This is a genomic window from Pseudoruminococcus sp. (assembly GCF_047012705.1).
Taxonomy (GTDB): domain Bacteria; phylum Bacillota; class Clostridia; order Oscillospirales; family Acutalibacteraceae; genus Pseudoruminococcus.
Genome location: NZ_JBKXNW010000006.1, coordinates 123,006 through 144,464, shown reverse-complemented (window position 1 = coordinate 144,464; position 21,459 = coordinate 123,006). Strand labels below are relative to the sequence as shown.

The following is a 21,459-nucleotide window of genomic DNA, read 5'->3' as shown; positions in this document are numbered from 1 at the left end:
TTACACCTCCCATCAGTTAGAAACATCACACTGTAAAGTAAGCAAGCTATCAATATCAGCTGCAGAAAGATAGATAACTTTTCCGGTCTTTGTGAATGCTACTTCTTTGCCATCCTTATCCTGCGCATACCAAGTGTAAGTAAGGCTTTGCTTTTCTGTGGCGTTGGCCCAAGCAGAACCGCTATATTTCATCAGTGTTACGGTTTTTGCACTATGGTCAATCTTGTACCAGAAATCACCTGACTTCGGACTGGAAGGCGCTGTCTCGCTGATGATACCAAGAAGGGCATCCACTTCCTGCTGATTGGTTCTAACGATTATATATGGAACAAGACCACCAAGATTGTTTTTTACGGTGAAACCACCGATGGAAAGCATCTCTGATACATAAGGGTCAGATTTATCTTCAACAGTGATAACGTCGACATAGTTTTTGCTGGAGTATGTCATCGTACAGCGGTAGGACTGAATGTTGATAATATCGGCACCGGATACTTCTAAGGTGGAACCCGTAGCACCGCTGATGTTTGTCCATGTTCCATTCACATATTTAGCCCACTGGTAAGTAGCACTTGTGATAGCAGTAGTTCCGCTATACGCAGAAGTGGCCAGTGTAAGCTTCCCGGACTGGTTCTGTACGATAGTTCCGTTAGGAGCATAGACAGAGAAAACAACTGCGGATGTACCATTGCTTCCAGCTTTTGATTTTGTCCAAGTAAATACCTTAGTTGCAGTCTTTCCAGAAATAGTAAATGTCAGATTGATGTTACCGGTTAAGGTCGCATCAGCACCAAGGTTTGAAGATGCCGCAACAGATAATTCAATTAAACCTGCAGCGGTTGCAGTTGCAGCAGTGTTTGTTTTTAGTGTGATACCTGTTGGTAGAGTTCCAACAGCACAAGTACAAGCGGTCTGTGTAATACCAACATATCCGGTAAATGGAATTGAAATAGTTGATGCAGCAGCTGTTTTACCGGCTGATGTACAAGCGATGGATTGTGTTTCGTTTCCTAAAACAATAGAAATACCGCCACTTCCGGCAGAACCTGTAGCGCCTTTATCACCCTTAGCACCGTCATAAATTTTGGTGATGGTTACAGTATCAAATACATCAGAGTCACTTGTTATGAGCTTGATTTGAGCCACGTTATCAACGAATACTGCATGTGTTGGCTTTACTACCAAAGTCCCACCGGTGATGCTTGTATTATCAGAGGTAGTAGGATAATCAGCCCAGTTGCCGGAGCTGTTCTTGTACTGCCATTTGCTGATGGTTACGCCCTGAACTTGTGCAGTAAGAGTAGCTTGCGAAGCACCAACTAAAGTGGAAGAGGTGTCATACTTGAATACATAGGTATCTGCTGTTACATAAGCAAGACGAGCGTTTGTTGCATTCTTTACCAAGGTGTAGGTAATATCAGCGGAGATATTGACGGTGTTCTTGGTTTCTGAATCATAATAGCTGATATAACAGATATAAGTAATCATGCCGGAATCGGATGCAGCCAGCTTATTCGCATTGACTGTAAGAATACCTTTATTTACTGATTCACCAGTTGTAAGTGAAGTCTCAGCAGCAACACCATCTTTACGCTTCCATGAGATTGTTACACCGGTAGCGGTCAATGAAATATTGGTCTGGTCAAGAAAGATAACCGGAGTCAATACAAGATTTGTAGTTGCCCAGCTAGGTGCATATTCATGAGGCAGTATATTCGGGTCTTCACTCTGAGTCTTAGGAAGATTTGAAGTAATATATGCCGACAGCTTCCTTTGGTCAGTAATATCCACAAAGGTCTGCTGGCTGGATGTCAAAATTGTAGCCATGAAATAACCTCCTATAAAATGATTTCACAATAGAAGGAAGCATTATCCTGAACATCCTCTGTTGTGATTATGATTGTTTTTATGCCGCGATGAGCTTTGTCCCACTCAGCGTCAGCAGCCTCATCAGAGGACTTTCGATGCCAGATAAAGCTTTCTGCTTTAAGGGTATCTGTGATGTCTTTATCCCAAGAAAATACCTTACAGTGCATTCGACTTGACTGGCCTTTATCCTTGAAAATGTTGACACCATCAACCACAAGTTCTGTATGATACATTTTCTGTGAATTGATGGTATCGACTTTTCCGGATATAGATTCTATTTTTGAAGTCTGCCCAAGAATGTCATCTTCCAGAGCGGCAATATTCTTATTCTGCTTAGCAGAGGCAGCAGTTAATGTGACGCCACTGGCTCCAATAGTGATGGTGTTTCCAGAAGGATTTAAGTAATCTCTGGTTCGGCTAACACAAAGATAAGTGCCATGAATGCCATGTGGTTTAGAGATGCATTCCACATACATACGAGCGCGAATATCACCAATATCAGCACCGGTATCAGATTCATCAACAATGGTAAGTTCAATGCTGGTGATGCCTTTAACCAAGTCGGATAATCTGGCTTCTGCTTTTCTTAGCAGGTTTCCGGGAAGAGTTACATCATCCCAGATTTCAGAAGTCCATATCCAGCCAATTTCTTTAATGGCAGTCTCATCGCAAACATAATTTTTACCATCATTGACTGAGGTGATATCGACACGCTCGTCGGTTTCTGCCTCGGTTCCTTCTTCGTCAGTTTCTTTTTTCTTCGCACCAAGAGGGATAAGCGCAGTAACACGTTCGGTATGGTCTTTTGTGATTTTTACATTCAAAAGGTTTTTACCGAATTCCACGGTCTGCACTGATTTGGTTGTAAAGTCTGCAAGGTAGTCCAGATACTTACCATTTGCTGTGTAGCGCACTTGTAGATAACCGCCGTGCGTATTTATCAGCTTGTTTTTGATGGCATCCATCGTGCAGGAATATTCGGAATTGCTATAGGAAATATAATCGTTATCATCTTTAACCGTTACACTTCCAAGGGTGAAGCGTTTCTGTTCTTCCACATTTTTGTTGTGGATAGAAATGAAGTATTCCAGCAATCCCTTGAGCGTTCCTTTATATGAAAATGGCGGCTGAATTGTATCCTTCAGATAAGCAAGGCAGGATTCACAAGTCCATGAATGCGTATTATAAAAATCACTGCCATCATCCAAGGCACGACCTTCAAACACGACATCACTTCCTTTCTTGCAGACAATCACAGATGCCATTGGCTTGATAGAAGTCAGGTAAGGATGATTAAACGGAGCGGATAGTTTAAGACTATCGATGTTTTCGGCATCTTCCTGAATCTGGGCTTCCGTGATTGCAAGTTTTGAAAGGTTCGGATGGTAAAAAAGAGAACCGTCAACATATACTTTGAATAAACTCATAGGCGGCCCTCCCTATATCTGAATGTAGTTGTCCCGGTGCTGGTTACCTTCACAGAGTTGTTTCCATAGGCAAGCTGCAGTTCAGGGATTTCCCAAGTGCCTGCGCTAATAGTCTTTGAAAAAGAATCAACGCCTATTTTCCATGCAAGGGTAGTTTCTGCAGATGTAGTGATGGAAGGTACAACCGGCATAAAATCGTTCACAAGTGTAACGGTCTTAGTTCCAGTTATTTGAACAACAGTCTCATCTACGTGATAACGATAAGCATCACCATCAGAACAGCTAAGAGTGAGCTGTCCTTTATTGGAAATAGGGTCATACGCTGGAGCGGCTTCAATGGTTCCGATACAGTAGAGCGTTGGTTCTTCAGAACAGATTACCTGTACAAGTCTTCCAGTAAATTGATTTATTATCTCAGTCACTCTGTTATTGAAGGCGCTTCGTGTTCCGAGCATTGACAAAACTATAGTAAAGGCCCTTGGCTGGAAGGATACCGAGCCAAGAGCCTCTGTAAATCTGATTGGAGAATTGCGACCGGGAACAACGACGGTTTCACTTTGAGATTGTGGCGTTGGAAAGTCGATGCTTTCTCTAAGCCAGCCCATCTGAAAAAGTGAGATACTATTGATTAAAATGTCTGGTCTCATAGTGCAAGCCTCCTTGATAATTTTTGTTGCTTTCCAAGGCCATTATCGATTACAGGAAGAAGATGGCCAACAAGAGTACCGTCTTCCAAGTAAATACCCTTGGAGCTATTGTCAGCGATAATAGCAAGATATCTTTCCATGCCAGCAGTATTCATTTTGCTATCAAGCATTGCTTCTAGCTGTTTATAGAATCCGCTAAGTGGCAGGATTGCTTCTTGTCCAGCTTCACCACCAGCCATCAAAGAACTGCCATTCATACCGAAGATGGTAGGGCGATTCATAATACCACCGTTTTTGTACCAGTCGATTGATAGATGAGGTACGCTTGGTGGTGCGATGGAAAGCGAGCCTGTTACCTTAAAGTGCGGTAATTTGATGTGAGGCAAGGATATCTTCATTCCAGAGAAGAAGCCCTTAATCGCATCAACCACAGACTTTACCTTATTCTTTGCAGCTTCAATTGGTGTAGTGATAGCTGATTTGATACCATTCCATACAGAAGTGGCAGTGGATTTAATTCCATTGAACACAGAAGATACTGTGCTTTTTACAGAATTGAATACCGATGAAACCTTGCTCTTAATACCATCAACAACAGTAGTAATAGCGGTTTTGATACCATTCCATACGTTAGTAGCGACACTCTTAATCGCATTGAATACAGTTGTGACGACGGTCTTTACTGCATTTACAACAGTTGTCACATGGGTTTTGATTGCGTTCCAAACGGTAGTGAATACTGTCTTTATGGCGTTAAGCACAGTGCTGATAACAGTAGAAATCGCATTGATTGCAGTGGATACCTTTTCCTTAATAGCATCCCAGACTGCGATAATGATTTCTTTACAGTTCTCCCAGATAAATCTGAACGGAAGAGTGATGATATCAAATGCCGCTTCCAGAATTGATGCAATAAACATAATGGCAGTCTGGACTGTATTCTTGATGCCTTCCCACAGTCCTGTGAAGAAGTCCACAATACCTGTCCAAAGATTTACAAAGAAATCTCTGATACCAGTCCATACTTCGTTCCAGCTTGTACCGAACCAGCCAAGTACAACATCAGCAACGCCACGAATGATATTCATATAGTTGGTAAATGTATTCTTGATAAAGTCCCATACAGAGCCGAATATTCCTTTGACACCTTCCCATACCTGAGACCAGTTACCAGTGAAAATACCGATAAAGACGTCAAGTAATCCGGTGATAACACCAAGAACACCTTCAAGGATATTTGCAATCTGTTTGAACACGCCCTCAAAAAGAGGCGCTAAGAAATTGCATAATCCTTCCCAGATGGCAGATACCACTTCGCTGAAATTCTCGAAATCAAAGCCAAGTGCATTAAGCCTGTCAGTGATGCCCTGTGCAAATCCAGAAAAGATGCCCTTAATACGTTCCCAGATAGTAGTAATCTTATTTCGGAATTCCTCATTGGTATTCCAAAGATGAACGAAAGCACCAACCAGAACTGCAATAGCGGCAACCACGGCAAGTACAACTGGATTGATACCCATGATTGCACTACCAACCTTACTCATGACTCCGGATAATCCGCCAGCCTTTGATACAAGGCTTGTGACCTTCAATCCAAATTTACTGAAGGCCTGCATCGCGACACCAACCTTTGATATTACGGTTCCTAGAATTACTAGCGCTGGGCCAAGAGCAGCAACAAATAATCCAATTTTAACGATGACCTGTTTCGTACCATCATCAAGGTTGTTTAGCCAAGTAACGAATCCTTGAATCTTTGAAACGATGTTTTTTACCATTGGCATCAGAGCTTCACCGATGGAAATGGCAAGTCCCTCTAATGCAGATTTCAGAATTGTAAGCTGACCAGATAAGTTATCAAGCTGTGTATCCGCCATCTGCTGTGCAGCACCGGCGCTGTTTGTAATGGAATTTTGTAAGCTATCCCATGTCTCACCTGTATTTGCAAGAAGGGCATTTACTGATGAGAGGTCGGTCTTGTTGAAGATGGAACTGATGATATTTGTTTTCTCCGCAGAAGTCATGCCTTCCATGCTGGTATTTAAGTCACCAAGGATATCGTTCAAAGAACGCATATTTCCCTGTGAGTCATAAACATCAACACCGAGCTGTTCCATGCAGGCAGCAGCTTTGTCAGTAGGATTCTGCAATGAAAGAATGACGTTACGAAGATGAGTACCACCTTCAGCGCCCTTGATACCATTGTTTGCAAGGATACCTAGAGCAGTATTTAATTCAGCTGTACCGCCTTTGATGGATTTTGCAGTCGCACCAATTGTAAGAATACCTTCGCCTAACTGTGATACAGAGGTGTTGGTGCTAGATGCAGTTTTAGCCATCTGGTCAACCATTGTATCTGCCTCAGATGTTTCCATTCCAAGAGCAGACATGGCATCAGTGACCATATCCGATGCGGAAGCAAGGTCGATATTACCGGCAGCGGCTAAGTTAAGTACTGTTGGCAATGTATCGACCATTTCTTGCGTATCATAACCAGCAAGGGCCAGATAGTTCAGTGCTTCGGCACATTCACTTGCAGAGAAGGCTGTCTCAGAACCCATCTGCTTCGCAAGGTCAGAAAGGGCCTCCATAGTATTGACACTTTCACCATTGACATTGGACATGGAATCTTTGGTGATTCCCATTGTCGCCTGCACCTGACTCATTGAGCTTTCAAAGTCAGCAGCGGTTTTTACAGAAGCGATGCCCATGCCGGTTACTGCGGCAGATACAACAGATACCTTCTTACCAACATTTGTAATACCATTACCGACAGTTTCAAGCTTGGAACCTACATCACCAATTTTTGTAAGGGTAGCATTGGTTGTTGATGCCTGCTGTTCTAATCGTTTTAATTCAGCCTCGGTCTCGACGATTTCTCTTTGGAGAGCATCATACTGCTCCTGTGTTATTTCGCCTTTTTGTAGCTGTTCATTTGCCTGTTCAGCAGCAGTCTTAAGTGTGGCTAGCTTTTCTTTGGTTTCTCCAATTGCCTGTGTCAGTAATTTTTGCTTTTGAGAAAGCAGTTCTGTATTATGAGGGTCAAGTTTAAGCAGCTTTTCTACATCTCGTAGGGCAGATTGCGTATTCTTAATTTGACCGTTTACACCTTTTAAGGCGGTTTGTAGTTTAGTGGTATCGCCGCCAATTTCAACGGTAATACCTTTGATTCTATTTGCCATTGGCGGTTACCTCCTTTAGAATTTGTCAAAATCCTCCTGCGTTGCAAGATTGTCATAAGTAGCTCCGTCATTGCCTTTTTCCGTCCAGATATCCATCACCATACCGATGGTAAGAAGGTCAAGCTCAGCAATGGAGATACCTATTTCTACGCAGCGCAGAAGGAAGAGTGCGGTTGTCATTTCGCGATTACTGCGTTTAAGTTTTTTTTAGACTCCACGTCTGTAATCAGATTTGTACCCCAGAGTTCAAGAATTTCTGGAAGCACCTCATAGATAGAGAACATTTCAAACTGGTCAAGCCAATCATCGATATCCTCTGGAATGTTGTGGTCAGCATGATAAGCCATGATGTAGGCCACATTTTCAAATATCTCCAAGTCCTCGATGGCAAAAGAAGAACCTGCCTCGCTGTTACCTTTATAAGAGGATTCCAGTTTAGACAGGTCTTTGAAGATGTCTCTTTTGAACTTTGCACGATAGAGTCTTGGGATAGTAGCAGAAGAGCGGAAGGCGACTTCTTTATCGCCGACCTTGATAGTTTTACTAAGCATACGATTCCTCCTTAACCGGCAGTGGTAGGCTCAACAGGAATATATACCTGCTTGTACCAGTCGTTATAAGTTGTTTCACTAGTGGAATCACCAGTTCTACTCTTAACAAGGCCATCTTCACGAGGGTCAGCAGTAAGAGAAAGCTTTTCTGTTCCCGGCTCGATAGTATCTTCCTTGGTTTCAGACTCGATAGAAGGACGAGAAGCTGTGCAGTTATAAAGAACATGACGGATGCAGCGAACATCGCCATCAAATTCAAATAACAGTGCAAATTTCTCCATCTCAGTGACCTTAGAGCTTTCGATAAGAACACCATTCTTGTCTAAGGTTTCCTTCAAGATATCTGTGCGGAACCATTCAGGAATCAATGCGATTTCAAGGTCACCGCTATAACCATTGTTTGCAGTAGAACGGAAATATACGATACCGTCTGCATAGAACGGACTGGAATCACCCTCAGCATCAAGACTGATACTTACTGCACCCGGAATAGGTTGAGGTGCAGCGTAGGTGTACTTACCATCTTCTGTTTTTGTAAGCTTTGCAGCATGAACATTTTTAAGATTGTATTTTACTTTATTGCCCATGATTTATACCTCCATTTCAAATGTATATAGGACTTCATAGAGCTTTTCGCTCTCAATCCAGACTTCGGATTTGTTATAGAAAATGCTGTGGTTATCAAGCACAGCTTCGACGCTGTTTTCGAGTGCAGGATTCTTGCAGTCGGTGTACAGCTCGATATGAAATTCATTTATCCTTACGTAGACTTTTCCATCAGCAGCAAAGTTATCACTGCCGGGAATCAGGTAGCAGATAAATGGTGGTTCAGGAGATTCACCTTCAGCAAAATGGTCGTATGCAAAAGGAAGCTCTATCTCCTGTAAAATAGCAAGAATTCTATCCATTTCTTAAGCTCCTTTCGATGGCCTGTTCAAACGATTCAATACCGGCCTGTTCTGCAGCAGCAATATGAGGTCTTGCAGCAACACGACCGCCACCACGTTTGGCATGACCAAATTCCAACAGGTGTGCAAGCTGATATCTGTTTCTGGAATAGACTGTTACCTCCATGCCGTTAGAGGATTCTTTAGTTGTCTTAACTGACCAGCTTTTGCTGTATTTTCCGCTGGCTTTTGGGGCAGTGGATTGAATCTGTTTTCTGACTTCGTTGCCGGTTTTCTTAACAGCTGCTTTCAAATCATCAGTGGCGAGGTCAGCGTATTCTTTTAGGCCATCCATGATGACAGATGCCATCTGGTCAATGGATACTTTAGTAGCCATAATTATCGCCTCACTTTCTGGCAGGATAATTTGATGCATTTGCGCTTGTAGTTCATGTGGTCAACGGCCTTGATGTCATAAAGCTCACCACCAAATTCAACACGATAATGCGTGGAATCAAGTGCTGCAGCTTTCTTGCACCAGCGGATAGTAAAGTCGATTTTTGAATCATCTACGATAGTGCCTGCGTCAGTTTCTTCTTTTCCAGCCTCACCACTAACGGTGGCATGGCAGGTATAGAAGGGTACCCATTCATTTTTATGATTCCCGATGGCGTCTGTCGTGATTGCGTTTTTTGAAATTGTTATGAGAACATTCAATAAACCAATATCCATCAGAAGACCTCCTTACGGGAACCGAATAAAAGTGAACGAAGCGTAATGGTCAAAGCATGGTGGTCAGCTTCTTCTCGGTGCTCATATAGATATGCAACGCTGTACATGATTGCAGGCTTTGCATTTTCAATATCAAAAAGAAGAGATTCATCATCGACTCTGAGAATATCCATACAGATACGTTTAGCAGATGCTATGAGCGTTTCGATTAAACTATCATCATCGTCATAATCCACACGCAGATAATTCTTCATTTCTTCCAGTGTTACAAGCATTGCTCATCGCCTCCAATCATGAAATCAGCGATGCCACTCTAAATGAATGACACCGCTGTTCGTTTTCTTAAGATTTAGCAGTAGTGCTGCCAATCTTCAAAATCTGTACTGCTTCAGGAAGGATAAGCTTACCATCAACACGTTCCTTTGCTACAAAGCCAATCATACCGTTACCGGCAAAAAGCTCAGTAAGCTGCTTGAAGGAACGAGTACCGCGGTCGCCAATGTTGTAGTAGCTGTAATCACCGAAGGAAATCGCATCTTCAGGTGCGAAAGGAGAAGTGTAAACAGGATATCCAAGAAGCTTATCCGGTTCACCAGCCTGATAAGAAGGCTGCCACATATAGGCACCATTGCCATCCTTGAAAGTGCGGATAGTAGCGATAATCTGGTCATTCATAATGAAAGCAGAGTTCTTTCTGTAAGGACGTTTAAGTGCATATACAAGATTCATGATGTCATCTGCAGTAAGCTTTGTGACCGTTTTATATACAGTTCCACCGCCAGTTGCAGCGAAAAGACCAAGAGGCTGTCCAACACCGGTACCGTTAAGGAATGCATCTTCCTCAGCGTTAGAAAGTGCCTTGCCAAATTCCTCGATGATGTAGTTTTCAAGGTTGAATGCATTGTCATAAAGCAACTCTTCAGTTACCTTGATGGCTACATGAAGCTTGTGGGCATCAAGTAAAATCTGCGCGAACTTAGCATCAGAGAACTGAAGTGCACCACCTTCCTCAATCCATGCTGCTGCAGGTTCTGTAGAAGCAATATTGATTTTGTGGTCGCCAGAAGTAGTAATCTTGTGGCCAAGCTTACGCATGATGTTTTCACCTTCAAGTACACGGATTAAGCGGCTGTCGTACTCTTCAGGTACAAGGTAACCACCATCGGCATCTACACCTTCCTGCAAGACATTAGATACCTGACGGAAGTTTGTACGAAGGGCAGTAAGCATACCGTCCTTATACGCATCAGATGCACGACCAGTCTTTTTGTCGTGTGCCATATTTCCGGAAGGCTTAGAAGTAAGCGGAGTATTGATAGGCATACTCATTTCAGCTTCACGCTGTTCCTGACGTTCAAGTCTGTGGATTTCATTTGTAAGAGCATCAATATCTGCTTCCATCTTTGTGTAAGTAGCATCGTCCTCGACAGAAAGAACACCCTTGTCGGTACGATGAGATTCAAGGAATGCTTTAGCTGCATCCAAAGCTTTATTACGCTTTTCGCGAAGTTCCATAATAGTCATGGTTATTTACCTCCATTAAATGTATTTCTTGATTGTGTTAAGGTGCTCCATTAGTTCATCAACGGAGCGACCAGTAGGTTCTGGTTCGACTTTTTTCGAGTCGATGTGACATTTTGCAGCAAGCTTCTCCATAAGAGAATTTGTGACTGCAACACGAGAGTAGGTTGCTGCTACAGCAGGCTGAGGGATATCGTTATCTGCTTCCTCACGCTTCATGACTTCATCAGCAAATCCAAGTTCAACTGCCATATTTGCATTCATCCAAGTTTCTGCATCCATGAGATGAGATAACTTGGCTCGGCTAAGACCAGTCTTGATTTCATAGGCGTTGATAATGGATTCTTTGACTTCATCAAGCATTGCGATAGCTTTTTCCATCTCGCCGGTATTACCAAAAGCAACGGTCATCGGATTGTGAATCATCATCATGGATACCGGAGAGACCAGCACCTTTGTACCTGCCATTGCAATAACAGATGCAGCAGATGCCGCAATACCATCGATTTTGACTGTGACATTGCCTTTGTAATCCATCAGCATGTTGTAAATCTGGGCAGCTGCGACGCAATCACCACCGGGAGAATTAATCCAAACGGTGATATCACCGCTGCCTGAAAGCAGCTCATCCTTAAAAAGCTGCGGTGTGACGTCATCATCAAACCAGCTTTCCTCGGCGATTGTTCCGTTTAGAAACAGAGTTCTCTCCATCGTCTGTTCCTGAGTCTCCTGATTTGTCGTCATCTGATTTTTCCACTTCCAAAACTTCTTCATCGGAATCTTCCTCCTTTCCAGCAGCAGTGGTCGCTGCAAAAATACCTGCATCCTCCAGCTTGGTCATGTTTCCATTGATGAGATATAAATCACCACCAAGTTCCGGTGGAATACGGTCTAGGTTTTCAAGCTCGCGAATGTCATTAGCTGACATCCAGCCATTCTGTCTTGCGGTGGCATAACCGTTCATTCGGCTCTGATAATCACCACGAAGCAAGCCATCGACATTGAACTTGACAAAATAAGCAGCTTTCTCTGAATCCGTAAGAAGGGCACGGTTTAAGGACTGTTCCCAGCGAACTATCCAAGGTTCCAGCGTGTACTTCACAAACTCAAGTGATTGCTGCTCAATATTAGAAAAGCTCGATTTCTCTAAGTCGCCGACCATATGAGGTGGCACTCTAAAGATTCGAGCTATTTCATCAATCTGAAATTTTCTTGTTTCCAGAAACTGTGCTTGTTCTGGAGATATGGAAATCGGTGTGTAGTGCATACCTTCTTCCAAGATTGCAACTTTATGAGAGTTGCTGCCAGAGAAGCCTTTGTTCCAGCTTTCTCTAATGGCATCAGGATTTTTTACAGTACCCGGATATTCTAAAAGGCCTCCCGGTGTAGCGCCATTAGCGAAGAACTTAGCACCATATTCCTCTGTAGCAATGGAAAGACCGATTGCATTCTTAGCCATAGCGATGGGAGAGTATCCAACCAAACCATCAAAGCCAAGTCCCGGTATATGAAGCACATCTGATGGTTTCAAAGTTACGGTTCCTGTTTTACCTGTATTAGCATCAGAATCCTGCATTTGATATTGGTAGTAGAGCTGGCCTTTATCATCTCTATCAACCGACATTCGATTTGGCATCAAAGGATACAAGCCAACGACCTGACCTTTACCATTGCGGATGATTTGCGCATAAGCATTACCCCACAATAGAAGGTGCGTCATGAGTGTTTCCCTGAATACAAATGATGTCATTTCAGGATTCGGCTCATCATGAAGCAAGGTATAAAGTGGATGGTCGATAGCTTTTGCTTTAGAACCACCATCTTTGTATTGATAAAGATGAACTGGTAATCCAGCAATAGACTCTGACAGGATACGAACGCAGGCATAAACTGCAGTCATCTGCATGGCAGAACGTTCATTGACGGATTTACCAGATGTGCTTCCACCAAACAAGAAGCGGTAGCTGCTTCCGTTAATGCTATTTGAGGGCTTATCTCTTGAACGAAATAAACCAGAAATAAAGCTCATATATCATCACCAGCCTTTCTATATAAACAAAATGCCTCTGTTATCGTAGACAGAAGCACCGGTATCATTTCCACAGCGGATTGCGCGGTCAAGGCCCATAATCGTTGCAATGGCACCGTCAATTTTCTCTGTGGATTTCTCTTTATCTGCTTTAATATTTCCAGCCGGGTCGGTACGGATATAAATGTTATCCATCATCCAGCGCAATACTGGATGACCTCCGTGGGCCAGTTTTTCTTCAAGTGTCAGCTTCATAAGTTCCTTGGTAGGTGGAGACATATCTTTGAAGCCTTGACCAAATGGAACCACAGTGAATCCCATATTCTCAAGGTTCTGCACCATCTGGACAGCACCCCAGCGGTCAAAGGCAATTTCTCTAATATTGAATCGCTCACCAAGTCGCTCTATGAATTTTTCAATATAACCGTAGTGAACAACGTTTCCTTCAGTAGTTTGCAGGAAACCTTGACGCTCCCAGACATCGTAAGGAACATGGTCTCGTCTGACTCGCAGGTCTAGTGTATCTTCCGGTACCCAGAAGTATGGAAGAATAGCATATTTATCATCTTTATCTGCAGGTGGAAACACCAATACAAATGCAGTGATATCTGTAGTGGAAGATAAGTCCAGTCCGCCATAACAAACACGACCTTCAAGGTCATCTTCATTAACACGGAAGGAGCAGTTATCCCATTTCTCCATTGGCATCCATCTGACTGCCTGTTTTACCCATTGATTCAAACGAAGCTGTCTGAAGGAGTTCTCTTCACCGGGATTTTGCTTTGCAGACTCACATGCAGCTTTTACTTTATCGATGCCAACAGTGATACCAAGGGAAGGATTCGCTTTCTTCCAGACCTTCGGGTCAGTCCAATCATCTGATTCATCAGCACCATAGATAACGGGATAGAAAGTTGGGTCGATTTTTCTTCCCTCTAAAATATCCTTTGCTTTCTGGTGTGTTTCATAACAGATGCTATTTGTATCAGTACCAGCAGTTGTGATAAGGAAATAGAGCGGCTGCATACGAGCATCTCCGGAACCCTTGGTCATAACATCAAACAGTTTTCTGTTTGGCTGCGTGTGAAGCTCATCAAAAACAACGCCATGAATATTGAAACCATGCTTTGAATAAGCCTCAGCAGAAAGTACCTGATAGAAGCTGTTTGTCGGTTGGTACACGATACGCTTCTGGGATGCAAGTATCTTCACTCTTTTATTAAGCGCCGGACACATACGCACCATATCTGCAGCAACATCAAATACGATAGTTGCCTGCTGGCGGTCAGCGGCGCAGCCATATACTTCAGCTCGTTCTTCACCATCACCGCAAGTAAGTAGTAGGGCGACAGCTGCAGCAAGTTCGGATTTCCCCATCTTCTTAGGGATTTCCACATAAGCTGTATTGAATTGTCGATAACCATTCGGCTTTAGTGTACCGAAGATATCTCTGATGATTTGTTCCTGCCAATCAATCAGTTCAAAGGGTTTACCTGCCCATGTTCCTTTGGTGTGACACAAGCATTCGATAAAATTCACCGCATAATCGGCAGCCTCCTCATCGTAGTGAGAATCCTTGGCTTTGAACTTTGTCGGCTTATATTTTTTCAGTTTTCTCAAATTTTCACCTCCAAAAGGGCATAAAAAATAGCCGCATCATTGCGACCGACATAACGAGATACAGGGCCTTTCGGCTCTGCATCCGGGATTTTATATTTCCGGGTTCTTAGTTGTAATTCTGTAAGAGGATGCTGTATGCAATCTGTGTTGCTTCAACATCTTCAGCTGGTTCGATGTCCCAGCCCCTGTCGTAGTTGGCTGTAATCTTACCGGCTATCTTAATGGTCAGCTTGGAAATGCGACCGTTGTTGATTCCGTACTCGCTTCCTTCTTCATAGGCCTTGACCCAGTAGTGGGCGATGGTGTACTTATCGCCTTGTGGGATTCCAATGGTTCCTTCGTGCCACATCCTTGTCGCCTCCTTACTTTGCAATGCTCATCTTGAATGCAGGAATGCGTTCTTTCTTACCTGTTTTCCAGTCGTCGTAGCGGCTGTTGATTTCTGTAAGTCCGTCAAGTGTGCATCCTTTTTTCTGAAGCTCTGCAATTGTTGTGATAAGGCTTGAGAAGGTTGAGCTGATGGTAAACTCGTTGATTCCAAGGCGCTTGCAGTTTTCAAGGATTGGGTCGATGTCGTAATCCCAGATAACTTCGGCGAAGTTGATAAGGTCGTTGCCTGCATCAATGCTGTAGAAGTAGGCTGCACCGAAGGTTGGGTTGATGTCGATGTCCTTGAAGCGTGTTCCGTTTTCTGCTGCTTTGTCTAATAATTCAATTCTTGTCATGGTAGGTTCCTCCTAAATGTGTATTTCCTTTTGGTAGTACTATATATCACTCTAAAAGCATATAATAGCAAGTTAATTAGAGCCATATATGTGACAAATATCAGCCGCAAAAAGTGTGTAAATTACAGCTTTTTTACGCGGTCAATTCCATACACAACATTGAGTCCGGAACCGTTATCCCAGCTCACCATCAAGCTGCCTGTATCATCAACTCCAAGTACTGTTCCCTGTGTTCCGATTGGTGGGGCCTGTACATCATCCATCTCCAATAGCTCAACACGAGTACCTACAGGATATTGATTTCTTAATCGTTCAACGATTGCTGCATTAGGAAATCGCATTTTCATGCACCTCCTTTGCAGGTGAACCGTTCCTGAAAGCGGAACTTCCGCTTAAGTTCTTAAGTAAGATTTTTCTGGTTGCCTTATGTGCATCGCCGATAAATCCAAGACGAAGCAGGAAGCAGCGGAATGCATACTTTTCATTGTCCGTAGGTTTCTCAGCAGAGTTGATTCGTTTCTGCTTGATGCTCATCTGGCAAAGGGCTGCGATAAAAGCAGTGTAGGCTGTGCATTCTTCAGCAGCAGGCATCGCTTCAAACCAAGGAAAAGAAATAACATCTTCTTCGATAATGATTGGAAGTTCTGCAATACCAAGAGCCTTTTTAATCAGTGTTCCTTTTGCATCCAGAAGGTTGGTAAGGTTGCCAACTGCGACCTTATCAAGTGGAATGGAAATGGTAAGTCCAGTAGTTTCTGACATAATGAAATCCTCCTTTTGATTTGGTAGTACATTAATCACTCTAAAGGCACATAATAGCAAGCTATATATCCAACAAATATGTGCCTTTAGAAAGTGTAGTTTTTGTCTATCAATCAACGTCGGATTCTTCTTCGATGGCCACCTCATCATAGGAATAAGTAAGGCCATCACGGATAACAGAAACGCCATCGGAAGTACCTACCTGTTCAATGTAGCGCTTCACGATGACGTCTGCGTATTTTTCATCTAATTCAATTGTGTGGCAGATACGACCGGTCTGTTCGCAAGCGATAAGCGTACTGCCGGAACCACCGAATGGGTCAAGTACGATGCAGTTGCTCATGCTGGAATTCATAATCGGATATGCAATTAAAGCAATCGGCTTCATTGTAGGATGGTCGGCATTTTTCTTAGGCTTTTCAAATTCCCAGATAGTAGTTTCTTTTCTACCGGAATACCACTGATGCTTGCCGGACTTCTTCCAACCAAACAGGCAAGGTTCATGCTGCCACTGATATGGAGAACGACCAAGCACAAGAGAAGGTTTCTTCCAGATACAGCAACCGGACAAATAGAAGCCTGCATCAGCGAATGCTTTTCTAAAGTTTAAGCCTTCAGTATCAGCGTGGAATACGTAAATGGAAGCATCTTCGGCCATAGCCTGTTCCATATTGGTGAAGGCATCAAATAAGAACTGATAGAAGGAATCATTATCCATGTTATCGTTCTGAATCTTACCGGCAGAGCCCTCGTAGTTAACATTGTACGGAGGGTCGGTTACCACCAGATTGGCCTTCTTGCCAGCCATCAGCATTTCATAAGATTCAGCCTTAGTGCTGTCTCCGCAGAATAGACGGTGTGAGCCAAGGCACCAAAGGTCACCGGCCTTGGTGATGGTAGGCTTCTGTAATTCTGCAGCAACATCAAAGTCATCTTCTTTGATATTGTCCTTTGTAGAATCTTTGAATAAATCATCAAGCTCTGCAGGCTCAAAACCTGTAAGGGATACATCGAAGTCAGCACCCTGAAGGTCTGCAATCAATAATGCTAATTTATCGTTATCCCATTCACCGCTGATTTTATTCAGTGCAACATTTAATGCTTTTTCATGTTCGGCATCAAGCTCAACAACTACGCAGTCAACTTCTGTCATACCCATATCCTGAAGCACCTTTAAGCGCTGGTGGCCACCAACCACACATCCGGTAGTAGCATTCCAGATAACAGGCTCCACATAACCAAACTGCTCAATCGAGCGTTTTAACTTTTCATATTCAGAGTCGCCGGGTTTCAAGTCCTTACGAGGGTTATAATCCGCAGGAAGAAGCTCTGCGACATTTTTCTTTTTAATCTGCATAAGCGACCTCCTTAAAACAATCCCCATTCAGCGAACTTTTCAAAGCCGCCAACGGATGAAATATATTCTGCTGCAATATCTACGAGTTCTCGATATGGATGTCCATCAATAATGTCATCACCAATGGCGCAGGCAATCTGTACTTGTTTACCTGTTTCTTGCGCTTTTAAGAAGGCGTAGATATTAAGTGTGACATCAGCCTTAGATAAGTCTTTACCATGAAGACCACCGCCAGTAACAGAGTCAGCCATATCACTTCCCAACTTTCTGTTTGTAGCGCCAGTATCAACATCTGTACCTCCAGTCCAGTCACCGAGCGGATTGACTTCTGCAGGAGGGTACATATTTGAAAGCTCAGCAGTGGAAGCATTGCTCTGACAGATGATAAGTCTTGCTTCATCAATAATGTACTTTCCATCATATGGATAATGTGTGTAAATATCATGCGCAATCACAGATATAGCTTTTTGTTCCTCTGTAAGAGGCATTCCCTTGAAGATACCATTATCACCACAGCGAATACCGGCAGACTGGTTATCAGATAAATGTTTATCTTGTGGAACAATATCAATATCGGCCCATACTGCACCGGCGATTCTGTGAATTGCATCTTCAACATCTAATGGATTGATAGCAGCAGTAGTTTCAATAATCACATGGCACTTACCATGTCCGATAAGGACTTCAACTGCAATCTTTGGAGCAGCTTCTGTTTTATAAGCTAAGTCAACAATTGCACCAGCAATTCTATCTGCCACCTTATCCGGATGACTTGGATTTACTTTTTCAATCATAGTTAGTTTCCTTTCCTTGCGCGAAGCAGGCGCTCCATAGCATCGTCCATTGGAGTAGCACCGCTATATTCGGTAGCGCAATTTTCTTTTACAATTTGATAGATTTCCATCCAGAGCCTGTTGGTCTGGCTCATGAAGTTCTGACTCATTGCTACATAAGGTGATTGGATAGCATTACCAGTAGTAGGGTGCTTTGCAAGGAAACCAAAATCAGATATGGCTTCTTCGCATTGTATCCATCTGGCGACGCTCATCGCATAGCGTTCAAGCAGCTGAGGAGAAACGAGTGTTGCACACTTGCGTTCTGCCAGCCACTCCCATGTGGCAATATAAACTTCTTCAGCCACCAGCGGTTTTCCATCTTTCTGAGTAGCGGATAACAGCTTGGATGGTTTGGGCATCTGCTGACCTTCTAAATCGACTGCTTTATTATCGAAGTCGATGACAGTCAACGTTCTCTTGCCCGGATTGCCCTCAGCGATTTTGTCAGCTAAGGGCTTCTTTTTGGCTCCAGCGCCGATGCGAGCGCCACCACGGTTTGTACCGTCCTTAGCCATAATTCATGCACCTCCTTATATACCCTGTTTGAAACCGCGACTTTGCGCGTGTGACCCCACGCCCGTTCCACGGGAGATTTGCTGTAGAGATTTGACAGGCCCCTAGGGTCATTCTTTGTTGTGCCAGCGGTCACCATGTTCAGCATGAATCCTTGCATGACACGCTTTGCAAAGGGCCTTCAAGTTCTCTCTGTCGTGTGTTCCACCTTGGGATAGAGGCTTCATGTGATGTATCTCCTCGGTTGGCGTGTACACACCTTTCTCAAGGCAAACTTCACAAAGGGGATGGGCAGCAGCATAACTATCTCTGATACGCTTCCAAGCTCTGCCATATCTTCTCTTGGTAGCAGGGTCACGTTCGTATCGTTCGTAACGCTTGGCCTCAGCCTTGGCATGTTCTTCACAGAAGCGACCGTCAGTTAGGTTGGGACAGCCGGGATAAGAACAGGGTCTCTTTGGTCGTCTTGGCAAACGAAACACCTCCTTGTAGGCATAAGAAAAGCCCTGTGGGTCGGGTGTGACCTACAAGGCTTCCTGTGATTTTCTTTTTTGCTATTGTAATACTATCATAAGATAAGACTCTCATTCTATCACATTAGCTCTCATCCTTTTCTGGAACCACAATTTCCTTCAAAGCAGCGCTATGCATACGATGAACATGCTGCATAGAGTAGTTCATATCCACAGCAATCTGCTCCCATGTGATAAAGCAAAGATATCGCTTTTCAAGAAGAGTCTGATATTCCACATTAGGAACAGCCTTGATAACTTCCATGATTTCTTTCTTGAGATTTACAAGCTTTGCGATATCGGCTTTTAGCTCATCTTCCAAATCCAATATCTTAATAATGCAATCTTCCAAACGGGAACCACCACGATTTGGATTACGAGGCATATCAGAAAATGTAGTGGTGCATCTGGTAGCTAAGTCATTTAATGAAGCAATCTGCTGCGTCTTTGAAGTTATACGCTCATCAAGATAACGAGCCTGTAATAAATATTCTTTTGCGTTCATGCAATACCTCCGGAATGTAAGATTTCCCTTGGATTGACACTGATTTTCTTAGATTGTCATAGATTGGCTTTTACTGCATCGATAAGTGCATTTTGCGATACTTCTTTTAGAGATAAGGCCTTCAATATTCTTTCGTCGATGGTGCCTTTGGTAATGATATGTTCAATAACCACGGTACCGGAAGATTGGCCTTGTCTCCACAAACGGGCGTTGGTTTGCTGATATAATTCCAGCGACCATGTCAACCCGAACCAGATAAGTGTGGAACCGCCAGCTTGAAGATTCAAACCATGACCTGCAGAAGCTGGATGTATGACCGCTACAGGAATATCACCATTATTCCAATCGATGATATCTTTGCTGGTCTTTATTTCTCTGACATCAAAGCGTTTCTTGATACGCTGTAAATCATGCTTGAACCAGTAGGCTACCAGAAGAGGTTTACCATTTGCAGATTCGATAATATCCTCTAAGGCATCAAGCTTTCTGTCATGAAATTCCACGATATTGCCTTCATCATCATAGATGGCACCATTAGCAAGCTGTGATAGTTTGCCTGTAAGAGAAGCAGCATTTGCAGCAGTGATTTCACCTTCAGGAAGTTCCAATATGAAATCTGCTTTGAGTTCTTCGTAGCGCTGTTCTTCCTCTTCGGATAACTGCACCTCATATTGAGAAGTAATCAATTCTGGCATCTGCAGATGGTCGGTGGATTTCATGGAAATCGTGATATCCGATATTTTCCTGTAGATGGCATCTTCTGCATAAGGCATCGGCTTGTAAGAGTAGATGATTTCACCATTTCTTTTATCTGGAATGAAGTAGTTGTTTCGATAGTGGGTGATGAAGCGACCAAGGCGTTCTCCAAAATCCAGAAGCTTAAATTCTGCCCACAAATCCATCAAACCATTTGAGCTTGGCGTTCCAGTCAAACCTATGATTCGTTTTACCTTTGGTCGAACCTTCATCAAGGACTGGAATCTTTTTGACTTATGATTTTTAAAAGAAGAGAGCTCGTCGATAATCACCATATCGTAATCGAATTCATATCCGCTGCTATCAATCAACCATCCCAGATTTTCTCTATTGATAATTGTGATATCCGCACCTGCTGAAAGTGCAGCTTTTCTTTCCTTAACTGTTCCAACAGCGACTGCATAAGTCAGATGCTTGAGATGCTTCCATTTTGATATTTCTGCAGGCCACGTATCACGGGCCACTCGAAGTGGAGCGACCACCAAGATACGATGTGCTTCAAAACTGTCGAACAGAAGGTCTGCGATGGCAGTCAGGGAAATAACCGTCTTGCCAAGACCCATATCGAGCAGTACAGCAGCTATTGGATGTGTTTCGATATAATCAATCGCATAAGACTGATAATTATGTGGAGAGAAGTTCATGTAGCATACCTCCAATCCCATCAATGCTATCTATCACATAAACCTTGAAGCCTAGTGAACGAAGCTTTCTGTGTCTTGCTTTTTGAAGAGGGCGTGGGCTTTCACCGGGAGCCTTAAGCTCTACAAAAGCAAACACCCCATCAGGCAGTAATACAAGGCGGTCGGGCATTCCTGCAAAACTAGGAGACACGAACTTTGGTGCAATACCACCAGCCTTTTTTACTGCGGTTGTTAAGTTGTTTTCTATCTGTTTTTCTAACATTGTCATCCTCCCATCAGGGTTTAATTTCTTAATGTGCAAGGTGTATCAATGGTATTTACTGAACTTTTTTATATATGATTTTTTATAAGCTATAGAAAAGTTTATACAGAGACCTTGATACA

26 protein-coding genes are annotated in these 21,459 nt (G+C 43.2%); all 26 read right to left on the bottom strand.

Annotated features, from left to right (window positions below; genetic code table 11):
• Positions 1–12: 12 nt before the first annotated feature.
• Positions 13–1,827 carry an autotransporter outer membrane beta-barrel domain-containing protein gene (locus ACLU24_RS07650; RefSeq protein ID WP_412611552.1) on the bottom strand — a complete coding sequence of 605 codons (1,815 nt, stop codon included), beginning with the start codon at positions 1,825–1,827 and terminating at the stop codon, positions 13–15.
• Between the two features lie 11 nt (positions 1,828–1,838).
• Entirely contained in the window at positions 1,839–3,134 is a 1,296-nt protein-coding gene (locus ACLU24_RS07645; RefSeq protein ID WP_412611550.1) for a phage tail protein, read from the bottom strand.
• Positions 3,135–3,292: 158 nt separating this feature from the next.
• Positions 3,293–3,943 (bottom strand): hypothetical protein, encoded by a 651-nt coding sequence (locus ACLU24_RS07640; protein ID WP_203351106.1) that lies wholly within the window; start codon positions 3,941–3,943, stop codon positions 3,293–3,295.
• Positions 3,940–7,125, bottom strand: a complete 3,186-nt coding sequence (locus ACLU24_RS07635) for a phage tail tape measure protein (protein ID WP_203351105.1) — start codon at positions 7,123–7,125, stop codon at positions 3,940–3,942. Before ACLU24_RS07635 ends, ACLU24_RS07640 begins: the two co-directional genes overlap by 4 nt.
• A 15-nt stretch (positions 7,126–7,140) precedes the next feature.
• Positions 7,141–7,305, bottom strand: a complete 165-nt coding sequence (locus ACLU24_RS07630) for a hypothetical protein (RefSeq protein ID WP_008978751.1) — start codon at positions 7,303–7,305, stop codon at positions 7,141–7,143.
• On the bottom strand, positions 7,302–7,676 hold the full coding sequence (locus tag ACLU24_RS07625; RefSeq protein WP_128521271.1) for a hypothetical protein: 375 nt from the start codon (positions 7,674–7,676) through the stop codon (positions 7,302–7,304). Before ACLU24_RS07625 ends, ACLU24_RS07630 begins: the two co-directional genes overlap by 4 nt.
• 11 nt (positions 7,677–7,687) lie before the next feature.
• Positions 7,688–8,263 (bottom strand): major tail protein, encoded by a 576-nt coding sequence (locus ACLU24_RS07620; protein ID WP_203351104.1) that lies wholly within the window; start codon positions 8,261–8,263, stop codon positions 7,688–7,690.
• Positions 8,264–8,266: 3 nt separating this feature from the next.
• Positions 8,267–8,584 carry a hypothetical protein gene (locus ACLU24_RS07615; RefSeq protein WP_128521272.1) on the bottom strand — a complete coding sequence of 106 codons (318 nt, stop codon included), beginning with the start codon at positions 8,582–8,584 and terminating at the stop codon, positions 8,267–8,269.
• Positions 8,577–8,960 (bottom strand): HK97 gp10 family phage protein, encoded by a 384-nt coding sequence (locus tag ACLU24_RS07610; RefSeq protein WP_008978747.1) that lies wholly within the window; start codon positions 8,958–8,960, stop codon positions 8,577–8,579. Before ACLU24_RS07610 ends, ACLU24_RS07615 begins: the two co-directional genes overlap by 8 nt.
• A gap of 2 nt (positions 8,961–8,962) precedes the next feature.
• The gene (locus ACLU24_RS07605; RefSeq protein WP_203351103.1) at positions 8,963–9,295 is read right to left on the bottom strand and encodes a phage head closure protein; all 333 of its coding nucleotides are present in this window, start codon (positions 9,293–9,295) and stop codon (positions 8,963–8,965) included.
• A complete protein-coding gene (locus ACLU24_RS07600; RefSeq protein ID WP_008978745.1) occupies positions 9,295–9,570 on the bottom strand; it encodes a head-tail connector protein in 276 nt (91 codons plus the stop codon). The genes ACLU24_RS07605 and ACLU24_RS07600 overlap by 1 nt, the downstream gene beginning before the upstream one ends.
• 67 nt (positions 9,571–9,637) lie before the next feature.
• Complete coding sequence (locus tag ACLU24_RS07595) at positions 9,638–10,819, bottom strand: phage major capsid protein (protein WP_008978744.1); 1,182 nt, start codon at positions 10,817–10,819, stop codon at positions 9,638–9,640.
• A gap of 15 nt (positions 10,820–10,834) precedes the next feature.
• The gene (locus ACLU24_RS07590) at positions 10,835–11,590 is read right to left on the bottom strand and encodes a head maturation protease, ClpP-related (RefSeq protein ID WP_156907843.1); all 756 of its coding nucleotides are present in this window, start codon (positions 11,588–11,590) and stop codon (positions 10,835–10,837) included.
• Complete coding sequence (locus tag ACLU24_RS07585) at positions 11,475–12,845, bottom strand: phage portal protein (RefSeq protein ID WP_203264675.1); 1,371 nt, start codon at positions 12,843–12,845, stop codon at positions 11,475–11,477. Before ACLU24_RS07585 ends, ACLU24_RS07590 begins: the two co-directional genes overlap by 116 nt.
• A gap of 18 nt (positions 12,846–12,863) precedes the next feature.
• Positions 12,864–14,465 carry a terminase large subunit gene (locus ACLU24_RS07580; RefSeq protein ID WP_203351102.1) on the bottom strand — a complete coding sequence of 534 codons (1,602 nt, stop codon included), beginning with the start codon at positions 14,463–14,465 and terminating at the stop codon, positions 12,864–12,866.
• A gap of 106 nt (positions 14,466–14,571) precedes the next feature.
• Positions 14,572–14,814 (bottom strand): DUF7678 domain-containing protein, encoded by a 243-nt coding sequence (locus tag ACLU24_RS07575; protein WP_412611546.1) that lies wholly within the window; start codon positions 14,812–14,814, stop codon positions 14,572–14,574.
• A gap of 13 nt (positions 14,815–14,827) precedes the next feature.
• Entirely contained in the window at positions 14,828–15,190 is a 363-nt protein-coding gene (locus ACLU24_RS07570; protein ID WP_412611545.1) for a DUF7698 family protein, read from the bottom strand.
• 122 nt (positions 15,191–15,312) lie between these two features.
• A complete protein-coding gene (locus tag ACLU24_RS07565) occupies positions 15,313–15,531 on the bottom strand; it encodes a DUF4314 domain-containing protein (protein ID WP_412611542.1) in 219 nt (72 codons plus the stop codon).
• Entirely contained in the window at positions 15,518–15,952 is a 435-nt protein-coding gene (locus ACLU24_RS07560) for a hypothetical protein (protein ID WP_412611539.1), read from the bottom strand. Before ACLU24_RS07560 ends, ACLU24_RS07565 begins: the two co-directional genes overlap by 14 nt.
• A gap of 109 nt (positions 15,953–16,061) precedes the next feature.
• The gene (locus ACLU24_RS07555; RefSeq protein WP_412611537.1) at positions 16,062–17,309 is read right to left on the bottom strand and encodes a site-specific DNA-methyltransferase; all 1,248 of its coding nucleotides are present in this window, start codon (positions 17,307–17,309) and stop codon (positions 16,062–16,064) included.
• An 11-nt stretch (positions 17,310–17,320) separates the two neighbouring features.
• Positions 17,321–18,103, bottom strand: a complete 783-nt coding sequence (locus tag ACLU24_RS07550) for an S-adenosylmethionine synthetase N-terminal domain-containing protein (protein ID WP_412611535.1) — start codon at positions 18,101–18,103, stop codon at positions 17,321–17,323.
• Between the two features lie 2 nt (positions 18,104–18,105).
• The gene (locus ACLU24_RS07545) at positions 18,106–18,660 is read right to left on the bottom strand and encodes a P27 family phage terminase small subunit (RefSeq protein ID WP_042670393.1); all 555 of its coding nucleotides are present in this window, start codon (positions 18,658–18,660) and stop codon (positions 18,106–18,108) included.
• Positions 18,661–18,768: 108 nt separating this feature from the next.
• Positions 18,769–19,131, bottom strand: a complete 363-nt coding sequence (locus ACLU24_RS07540; RefSeq protein ID WP_203264669.1) for an HNH endonuclease — start codon at positions 19,129–19,131, stop codon at positions 18,769–18,771.
• A gap of 124 nt (positions 19,132–19,255) precedes the next feature.
• Positions 19,256–19,675 (bottom strand): DUF1492 domain-containing protein, encoded by a 420-nt coding sequence (locus tag ACLU24_RS07535; RefSeq protein WP_008978732.1) that lies wholly within the window; start codon positions 19,673–19,675, stop codon positions 19,256–19,258.
• 56 nt (positions 19,676–19,731) lie between these two features.
• Positions 19,732–21,075 (bottom strand): SNF2-related protein, encoded by a 1,344-nt coding sequence (locus ACLU24_RS07530; RefSeq protein ID WP_412611530.1) that lies wholly within the window; start codon positions 21,073–21,075, stop codon positions 19,732–19,734.
• Entirely contained in the window at positions 21,056–21,337 is a 282-nt protein-coding gene (locus ACLU24_RS07525) for a VRR-NUC domain-containing protein (RefSeq protein WP_412611527.1), read from the bottom strand. Before ACLU24_RS07525 ends, ACLU24_RS07530 begins: the two co-directional genes overlap by 20 nt.
• Between the last annotated feature and the right edge of the window lie 122 nt (positions 21,338–21,459).